General features: G+C 62.4%; 5 protein-coding genes. 1 reads left to right on the top strand and 4 read right to left on the bottom strand.

The genetic code is table 11. The annotated features are described in order from the left end of the window. Positions 1-79 (top strand): IS3 family transposase (locus I4W07_RS09385; RefSeq protein ID WP_196026061.1); only part of this gene is annotated, 79 nt, incomplete at its 5' end. A gap of 110 nt (positions 80-189) precedes the next feature. Here the strand turns inward: I4W07_RS09385 and nifJ are convergent. The 4 genes from nifJ to I4W07_RS08950 form a co-directional block, all read right to left on the bottom strand. After that, positions 190-3,729 (bottom strand): pyruvate:ferredoxin (flavodoxin) oxidoreductase, encoded by a 3,540-nt coding sequence (gene nifJ / locus I4W07_RS08965; RefSeq protein ID WP_138340895.1) that lies wholly within the window; start codon positions 3,727-3,729, stop codon positions 190-192. 451 nt (positions 3,730-4,180) lie between these two features. Next, a complete protein-coding gene (locus I4W07_RS08960) occupies positions 4,181-5,119 on the bottom strand; it encodes an FHA domain-containing protein (protein ID WP_117746467.1) in 939 nt (312 codons plus the stop codon). 3 nt (positions 5,120-5,122) lie between these two features. Further along, positions 5,123-6,967: a serine/threonine protein kinase gene (locus tag I4W07_RS08955; RefSeq protein WP_196026409.1), complete on the bottom strand. Its 1,845-nt coding sequence runs from the start codon at positions 6,965-6,967 to the stop codon at positions 5,123-5,125. Beyond that, a complete protein-coding gene (locus tag I4W07_RS08950) occupies positions 6,964-7,707 on the bottom strand; it encodes a hypothetical protein (protein ID WP_196026408.1) in 744 nt (247 codons plus the stop codon). The genes I4W07_RS08955 and I4W07_RS08950 overlap by 4 nt, the downstream gene beginning before the upstream one ends. Positions 7,708-7,890 lie beyond the last annotated feature (183 nt).

Raw genomic sequence — 7,890 nt, 5'->3', positions numbered from 1 at the left:
TTGGAACACGAGGAGGCGCCAGGTTAAACTGAAGGGACTGACCCCGGAGGAGTTCCGGAGCCAGTCCCTTGCGGCGTAGCTTTTATTTAAGCCGTCCAAGTTTTGGGGTGCAGTTCAGTGCGCAGCGGGGGTTCTTTCATGTCCGAGGACGTCCGCGAAGGTCAGCCCTCAGATCCTGCGGTGGGAGACCTAGGCCTCGTTATACACCGTTTTGAGCTTCAGCAGGTGCTGATAGCGGTCCATAGCAGCCTGCTCATTCTCCTTGAAGAGCTCCTCGGCGCGCTCGGGGAAGGAACGCGTCAGCGAAGCGTAACGGGCCTCGTTCATCAGGAACTCCTGATAACCGCCCGCGGGCTCCTTGGAATCGAGCGAGAACTTCTTGCCGGCAGCAGCCTCGGGGTTGAAGCGGAAGAGGTTCCAGTAACCGCACTCGACAGCCTTCTTCATCTCGGCCTGGCAGTTCTGCATGCCACCCTTCTTGATGGAGTGCATCTCGCAGGGGCTGTAGCCGATGATGAGGGACGGGCCGTCGTAGGCCTCGGCCTCGTGAATGGCCTTGAGGGTCTGAGCCGGGTTGGCGCCCATGGCGACCTGCGCCACGTAGACGTAGCCGTAGCTCATGGCGATCTCGGCCAGGGACTTCTTCTTGGTCACCTTACCGGCAGCGGCGAACTGAGCGACCTGGCCCAGGTTCGAGGCCTTGGAGGCCTGACCGCCGGTGTTGGAGTAGACCTCGGTGTCGAAGACGAAGACGTTGACGTTGTGGCCAGAAGCCAAGACGTGGTCCAGGCCACCGAAGCCGATGTCGTAGGCCCAGCCGTCGCCGCCGAAGATCCAGAAAGACTTCTTGGTGAGGTAAGCCTTGTCGGCGAGGATCGCCTTGGAAGCGTCGCAGCCGCACTTCTCGAGCTCGGCAACGTAGGCAGCGGCAGCGGTCTTGGAGGCCTCGGCGTCGTTGACGGAGTCGATCCAAGCCTGGCCGGCGGCCTTGAGCTCATCGGACGGACCATCGGCAGCGATGATGTCCTGGGTAGCGGCGATCAGCTTCTTCTGAACGGCCTCATAGCCAACGGCCATGCCCAGACCGTGCTCGGCATTGTCCTCGAACAGGGAGTTGTTCCACGCCGGGCCGTGACCGTCCTTGTCCTTGCAGTAAGGAGCGGTGGCAGCGGGGTTGCCCCAAATGGAGGAGCAGCCGGTGGCGTTGGAGATGAACATGCGGTCGCCGGCGACCTGGGTCACCAGACGTGCATAGGCGGTCTCGGCGCAGCCGGCGCAGGAGCCGGAGAACTCCAGGTAGGGCTGCTTAAACTGGCTGCCCTTGACGTTGGCCGCGATGAGCTCCTTCTTCTCGGAGACGTTCTCGACCATGTAGTCCCAAACGGGCTGCTGGTCCATCTCCTGCTCGGTGGGAACCATCTCGAGGGCACCCTTGGGGCAGACCTTGACGCAGTTGGTGCAACCCATGCAGTCGAGCGGGGACACGGCCATGGTGAACTTCATGCCCTTGGCCTTGGGGCCCATGGCGTCGAGCGTGCGGGTAGCCTCGGGCGCGGCGGCAGCCTCGTCCTCGGTCATCGCGAACGGACGGATGGTGGCATGCGGGCACACATAGGCGCACTGGTTGCACTGGATGCACTTGGTCTCGTCCCAGTGAGGAACGACCACGGCGACGCCGCGCTTCTCGTATGCGGAGGCGCCCAGCTCAAACTGGCCGTCGGCGCAATCGACAAAGGCGGAAACGGGCAGGCTGTCGCCATCCATGCGATCGATGGGCTCGAGCAGGTTCTTGACCTGCTGGGCGATGGCGGACTTGGTCTCCTCGGAGAGCTCGACGGGGGCGGCATCCTCGGCAGTTGCCCAGTCGGCCGGAACCTCGAACTTACGGAAGGCGGTAGCGCCGGCATCGATAGCCTTGTGGTTGGCGTCGACGATGGCCTGGCCCTTCTTCATGTAGGACTTGGTAGCCGCGTCCTTCATGTACTGCAGGGCGTCCTCGGCGGGCAGGACCTTAGCCAGCGCGAAGAAGGCAGACTGGAGCACCGTGTTGGTGCGCTTGCCCATGCCGACCTTGGCGGCCAGGTCGATAGCGTCAATCAGGTAGACGTTGACGTTGTTGTTCGCGATGTAGCGCTTGGCCACGGCGGGCATGTGCTCGGCGAACTCCTCGTCGCTCCACTGGCAGTTGACCAGGAAGGTGCCGCCAGGCTTGACGTCGCGGACCATCTTGAAGCCCTTGACGATGTAGCTGGGGTTGTGGCAGGCGACAAAGTCGGCCTTGGTCACGTAGTACGGCGAACGGATCGGAGAATCACCAAAGCGCAGGTGCGAGACGGTGACGCCGCCGGTCTTCTTGGAGTCGTACTGGAAGTAGGCCTGAACGTACTTGTCGGTGTGGTCGCCGATGATCTTGATCGAGTTCTTGTTGGCGCCGACGGTACCGTCGCCACCCAGACCCCAGAACTTGCACTCAATGGTGCCGGGGGCTGCGGTATTGGGCGCATCCTCGGCCTCGGGCAGGCTCAGGTTGGTTACGTCATCGACAATGCCGATGGTGAACTCGCGCTTGGGCTCGTCCTTCTTGAGCTCCTCGAAGACAGCGAACGCGGACGCGGGAGGCGTGTCCTTGCTGCCCAGGCCATAACGGCCGCCGACGACCTTGATGCCCGTCTTGCCGGCCTCGTAGAGAGCGGAGACGACATCCTGGTAGAGCGGCTCGCCGATGGAACCCGGCTCCTTGGTACGGTCCATGACGGCGATCTTCTGGACGGTCTCGGGGAGAACGTCGACGAAGTGCTTGATGGAGAACGGACGGAACAGACGAACCTTGACCAGGCCGACCTTCTCGCCGTGAGCGTTGAGGTAGTCGATGACTTCCTCGAGCACGTCGCAGAAGGAGCCCATGCACACGACGACGCGATCGGCATCGGGAGCGCCGTAGTAGTTGAACAGGCCGTAATCGGTGCCGAGCTTCTCGTTGATCTTCTTCATGTAGCCCTCGACGACGGCGGGAAGCTCGTCGTAGACCTTGTTGCAGGCCTCACGGTTCTGGAAGAAGATATCGCCGTTCTCGTGGCTACCGCGGGTGTGCGGGTGCTCAGGGTTGAGCGCGTGGTCGCGGAAAGCCTGGACGGCGTCCATGTCGCACATCTCGGCCAGATCCTTGTAGTCCCACATGGCGACCTTCTGGATCTCGTGGCTGGTGCGGAAGCCGTCGAAGAAGTTAAGGAACGGGGTCTTACCCTCGATGGCGGCAAGGTGAGCCACCGGCGAGAGGTCCATGACCTCCTGGACGTTGCCCTCGGCGAGCATGGCGAAGCCGGTCTGACGACAAGCCATGACGTCGGAGTGATCGCCAAAAATGTTCAGGGCGTGGGAAGCGACGCAACGCGCGGAGACGTGGAAGACGCCCGGGAGCTGCTCGCCCGCGATCTTGTACATGTTCGGGATCATCAGGAGCAGACCCTGAGAAGCCGTGTAGGTGGTGGTCAGAGCACCGGCGCCCAGCGAACCGTGAACGGTACCGGCTGCACCTGCCTCGGACTCCATCTCGACGACCTTGACCGGGGTGCCGAAGATATTCTTGCGACCCTGGGCCGCCCACTGGTCGACATGGTCGGCCATCGGGCTGGACGGCGTAATGGGATAGATTCCCGCTACCTCGGTGTACGCATACGAAACATATGCGGCCGCCTCGTTGCCGTCCATAGACTTAAACTTACGCGCCATATACCCCTCTCCTCTCATATAGGTATACAGGCCCCGGCGATCGCCGGGATGTTGGCGTGATGGGATTTTCGCTGTTGCTTCCAATCATCTGGCAGGCAGGCTCAGCAGCAGGTACATGGCGTGGAGAGAAGGCATGCCGAGGCGAGGAGGGCTGCACGCGCTCCACAAGCCCAGCTACCCGTCTTGCACATGACCGAGCGCCGCAAAGGCCGCATGCCGGATGCTCCCGGGCACGCCCCGGCGATGGGAAGCGCCCGCAACGGAAATCCGCATGCGGGTTTATTGTACCCCGCCGTCAAGTGTAATTTCGGCAAATATAGGCGGGCGGTAAAGGTTTACCTTGGGTGACTGCCAAGGGCCAAAATGGCCCCTCCATCCCTGGGCGACCGGCTCTGGTGCGCCAAGGAGTGTCCCCAAGTGCCGGCAGAAAAGGAACGTCCCTATCTGCCGGCTAGAGGGCACCGAAGAGAATGGCGTAGGTAGTGGATTCGCCGAGCTTGAGCTCGTCGCCGGGATTGAGTTGGGCGGAACGGCCGGGTTCGACCTGAATGCAGACGCGCGTGGCCCCGTTTACCACCACGGTTCCGTTGGTGGACGACAAGTCCTCGACGTGCCAGATATTTTGAGCATCGCACCAGATATGGGCATGGCGGGCCGAGACATCGTCGCCGACGTCGGTAATATCGCCCTCGCCAGTGGCCAGCGCGCCAATCTCAACACCCTGCTCACTCGGCTGAATCCAGCGCGGGGCGCTCACGACAAAACTGTTTTGTACGCGCAGCAAGCCCAAGGGGTGCGCCGGGGCGGGTTCGCGTTCGCCCGCGGTCATCGACATGCCAAGCGAACGCGGCGTGGATGTGCCTCCGCCACAGGTCGCGTGCGCGTAGTCGATGGCATAGTTCACCGAGGACCGCACATCCGCCGAACAACCGACGGCGACAAACAGCACCAGCACGGCCTCGGCGCGCTCGGCGGGCATGAGTTCCGCCGCCTGGGACAGGCGATCGAGCGCGTTGCGATAGAGATTCGTGTCCTGGTGGCACTCTTCGAGCGCGCGTACCATCGGTTCACCTGCAGGACCGCACACCATATTGATCACAGCCGTGGAGTCCATGGGATTGCGCTGGCGCAGGGCCAGTTGCGACATAATACGCGCAGCCGAGGTACCGTATTCGGCAAAGTAGCGATGCTGAAGCGTGCCGACCGGCGCGCGAACGATAAAGCGGGAAACCCAAGAGCGATCGGCGGCTCGGCTCTGCGGGCTGCGGCCGTCGGCGAGCGGACGGGACGAAAGCACCAAGCCGCACAGCTCGATATGGCTCAGATGCGCCGCGCGCTTAAAGATGTCAAACATGGCCCCGCATGGGGTGAGCTCAACTTGAGATGCCATGACCTAGGCCTCCTTAGTCGTAGAAATAGAATCGGACGATACTTCGACAGGTCCGCCAAAAGTACGGGCAGCTGCGGCTCCACCGGCAAGCGGAGTCGCCATCTGGGCTTTTGTGCGTCGCGGTGCCGAAACGGGAAGTTCAAAGGCAAAGCCCATCGCAAGCAAAAACCACGTAAGCGTATAGGTTGCAACCAGAGCGGCAACAAGGCCGCCCATCACGGCGCGTTGGGAAAATACGCTACATGCAGCCACAACCAGCACCGGAACCTCGCAGGCAGAAAGCGCAAGCACACCCTGCAGGAAGCCCGAGCGCCGATCGCGCGCAAGCGCCCCCGCGGCAACGCCGGCTATGCCTGGCAGCGCCAACGCCAGTGCGGCAATAATACCCGGTAGCGACCCAGACCACACGAGCGATCCCAAAGTCGCCGTCACGCGAGCGCCCGACGCCAGCAGCGCGGCCGAAACCACGATCACAGCCCAAACCACGCCACAGACGACCGTCGCGCCGACCATCAGCGCGCGACGAACCGCGCGGCCAGACGCATCCATGGGGCACGGCGTGAGCGGCTCGCCGCGGAGCGAACGGCCGACATTTTGCGCATAGTGGTCACAAAACGCTGAGAGCGCCGCCTCGACCGTCGCCGGCTCGGGACGATCTTTTTGATGGCTGGACAGACAGGCCATCACCACGTCGAACAGCTGGGCATCGACAAACGCCAGCGCATCGCGTAGCTCTTCGGAATCCGGCTCAAGCCCTAGCTGCTGGGCCTGCTCGGCCGCGGCGAGCGCCACATCGGGCTCACGACGAAGCAGCTGAGTCAAATCACAACCGGGCGCATGGGCACCAATGGGATAGTCGGGCCGCGTGTCCATCTTGAGACGGTAGGGGCTCGCGATGTCGCGCGTCTTTTTGCGCGAACCCGAGGTGCCCGAAGTGCTCGGCGCGGCTTCGTATGGCGCGACGCCGGCAATGAGCTCGTAAACCGTGCTTGCCGCGGCATAGACGTCGATCGCCGGCGACATACGCAAAGCGCGCAGGTCGGGAATATCGTCGGTGAGCATCTCGGGCGGGGCATAGGCAACCGTCGCGCGACGCAGCGTGGCATAGCGCTCGGTAAAGGATGCCTTGCCGCCGGTACCGGCCACGGCCGACGCAGGCTCAAGCGCCAGCGACGAGCCAAAGTCGATCAGGCACAGGTCAAAGGTGCCCTCGGCAAGCTGCCGGTCAAGCGGTAGACGCGCCGTGCGCACCATAATATTAGCGGGCGAGATATCGCGATGGACAAAGCCCTCACCCACCAGGCTCATACGGCAGAGCAGATCGAACAGGTCGCGACCCAGACGCGCCGCCACAAGCGGCGACAGGCGTCCGGCATCGTCCACGGCGAGTCGCGAACGCAAGCGGGCAAGCGTCTCGCCCTCGACCCATTCCATGACAATTGCAGGCACACCGTCGACCTCGCCCCAGCCATAGAGGCGGGGAAAGCCCTTAAGGCCCGAAAGGGCGCGATGGCATTCGTATTCCTCGCGAAACGCCGCCTTGAACTTGGCGACCAGTGCCTCGTGAGCGGCATCGTCGTCAAACTCATCGCGCGTCGGCAAGATGAGCTGCTTGAGTGCCACGGCCTCGCCTTGGGCGTTGACGGCACGCGTCACGCGGCCGATACCGCCACGGCGCATGGTGGCATCGTCGGCAAACAGCATCGTAAAACGACGCAGATAGGCAGGCAGTTCGTCCTGACCGAGCGCAATGGCCGGCTCAAACCCGTCGACACGCGCCAGGCGCAGGCCGACCATGGGATCGCGACCGAGCGATTGTGGTGTGGTGGATGCAAGATCGGTCATCATAGGGCAAGCGCCGCCACGTTATTGTTGAAGTTACCGAGCGCGACGTCATCATCGCCGTAATGGCCGACCCATTGACATAGGTTGGTGTAACAGCCCCACAGATTGGCATACTGCTGATACCACTTTGACCGGGGCGAGAATGTCTGACGACCGAACTCGGCTCGAATGACAAACATCTCCCCGACCAGGCTGTCGCACGGTCTGGGATCTCCCGTAGAGTTATAGGTCGAGACCACGTCATTGGCACGAGAAACATAGCCGTCGAGCATGTTGTACTTGGTCACAAGCCAACTGTGAATGCTCTCTTCTTCAGCAGCGGAAAGGCCACCGGAGTTTGCATCGTTGTCAGTGTTGCCGCCCGTCGAGCCGCCGTTTCCAGACCCTCCGGTAGAGGAACCCGACCCAGAGCCGCCGCCCGAACTCGATGAATCCGAGCTACCGGGCTTGCCTGTCTGCTGGGCGTCCTGCCCCTTCTGCTGCTCGACCTTATTCACCGTTGCCGCCACGCTATTGTTGGACAACCGATCGATGATCTTGGTGTTGGTGAGCACGATGGTTTTGCCATTGGCAAGCGTGACTTCGTTGTCCGGGACCTCGGCGCCGTCCGCATCGTCGGTGCCAAACACAATATGCCCGACCACACTTGCCCAAGCATATCCAGTCGTGGTGCCCAGATCACTTTTGACCTCATGCCCCACGCGCGGTTCGCGTGCGGCATGCGCCTGTATCATGGACGGCACGGTCATGCCATAGGCAGAAACGCCAGCTATGACCAGCACCAACGAGCACGATAGCAGTGCGTACGCCCGCGGAGCCAAGCCCAGTCGGCATCGCATGCGCACCGCGGATCGCGTCGAAAATGTTGGTGTAAGGGTGACGCCCTAGCGCCCGTTTAACGAAGAACGGCCTTCGTCCTAGAATCT

This window comes from Collinsella aerofaciens, assembly GCF_015670745.1.
Lineage (GTDB): Bacteria > Actinomycetota > Coriobacteriia > Coriobacteriales > Coriobacteriaceae > Collinsella > Collinsella aerofaciens_T.
Note: the sequence above shows the minus strand (reverse complement) of the source record. Positions and strands in the feature narration are given on the sequence as shown.

Coding starts and splice junctions, on each gene's coding strand:
- nifJ (WP_138340895.1), bottom strand. CDS start 3,729: ATGGCGCGTAAGTTTAAGTCTATGGACGGCAACGAGGCGGCCGCATAT.
- I4W07_RS08960 (WP_117746467.1), bottom strand. CDS start 5,119: ATGGCATCTCAAGTTGAGCTCACCCCATGCGGGGCCATGTTTGACATC.
- I4W07_RS08955 (WP_196026409.1), bottom strand. CDS start 6,967: ATGATGACCGATCTTGCATCCACCACACCACAATCGCTCGGTCGCGAT.